Origin of the sequence: Crossiella sp. CA198, assembly GCF_052078295.1 — a bacterium.
In the GTDB taxonomy this organism is placed as follows: domain Bacteria; phylum Actinomycetota; class Actinomycetes; order Mycobacteriales; family Pseudonocardiaceae; genus Crossiella.
The window spans coordinates 1-1,290 of record NZ_JBQJIM010000074.1 but is presented as its reverse complement, the minus strand read 5'-3'; the positions used below and the strand labels follow the sequence as shown (position 1 = coordinate 1,290).

2 protein-coding genes are annotated in these 1,290 nt (G+C 61.0%); both read right to left on the bottom strand.

Going from position 1 to position 1,290, the window contains the following annotated elements; all coding sequences use genetic code 11:
- Positions 1 to 47: 47 nt before the first annotated feature.
- Positions 48 to 908 (bottom strand): IS3 family transposase, encoded by an 861-nt coding sequence (locus ACTOWY_RS44785; RefSeq protein ID WP_441315698.1) that lies wholly within the window; start codon positions 906 to 908, stop codon positions 48 to 50.
- A 17-nt stretch (positions 909 to 925) separates the two neighbouring features.
- Positions 926 to 1,219: a transposase gene (locus ACTOWY_RS44780; RefSeq protein ID WP_441315697.1), complete on the bottom strand. Its 294-nt coding sequence runs from the start codon at positions 1,217 to 1,219 to the stop codon at positions 926 to 928.
- Positions 1,220 to 1,290: the final 71 nt, after the last annotated feature.

Genomic DNA, 1,290 nt, shown 5'->3' with positions numbered 1-1,290 from the left:
GTACTGACGTGCCCCGAAAAATCCGGACTCGACCCAAAAGGAAAATATCACGCCACCGACTGGTTCACAAACCACCCGGCCAAAACCTCCGCAGGAGGTCGGTAACCCAACCCCGAATGAAGCCGACGCCGGTTGTAGAAGCCCTCGATAAACCGAACGATATCCCGCCGAGCCGCAGCCCGGGTAGCGTAGGTTTGATGATGAGTCAGCTCCGTCTTCAACTTTCCAAAGAACGACTCCGCCATCGCATTGTCGAAACAGATACCTGTTCGGCCGACCGACTGAAGAACACCATGATCCCGTAAGGCTGAGGCAAACTCCGCCGACGTGTACTGACTGCCCCGATCCGAGTGAAATATGGCATTCTCCGGAAACGGGACACGAGTCCCGGCCATCTCCAGCGCGGCACACACCACACTGGCCGGATAACTCTCACCAAACGACCAGCCGAGCACACTCTTGGAGAAACAGTCGATCACCGAGGCCAGGAACAGAGGCCCCTCAGCCGTGTCGATCTGGGTAATATCGCCCACCATCTTGGCCCCGGGCACCTCTGCGGTGAAGTCCCGGTCCACCAGGTCAGGCACCGCAGCGGCGGCCCGATCGGCCGCTGCCAGCCCGCGACGTCGCTTGACCTGCACCGGTACCAGGCGCGCCGCCCGCATCAACCGTCGCACCACCTCGTCGTCCACCCGGATGCCGCGACGCTCCAGTTCCGCGTGCACCCGGCGATAGCCATACGTCCGACCCGAGTCGGCGAAAACCTCCCGGATCGTCTCGGTCAGCTCCATCCGCCGGCGCGCACCCGCCGAGGTCACACGCCCCGACCACTCGTAGAAACCCGACGGGGAAACATCCAGTAGTCGACACATCATCGTCACCGAAAAGTTGTCCCTCTCCGCGTCGATAAGCTGGTAGCGCTTGCTTACCGTTGTTCCTTCGCGAAGAAGGCCGCCGCTTTTTTCAGGAAGGCGTTCTCCTGCTCGAGTTCGCGGATGCGTCGTTCCATCTCGGTCACCCGGGCTCGCTCGGTGACCTCAAGCGCCTGTTCGGTGTGTCCCTGATTCTTCCTTTTCTCGTTTATCACCCAGGTGCGTACAGTTTCGGGGACAAGCCCGAACTCGCGGGCGACCTCGCCGTAGCCTCGACCGGTTCCCAGCACGAGTTGGACAACCTCGGCTTTCAGCTCTGCCGAGTATCTCTGCGCCTTCTTTGCCACGTCTCGTTCCCTCCGGACTCTCCGTCAATTCTACTTGGAGACGTGTCCGGAAAACTCGGGGCACCTCATAC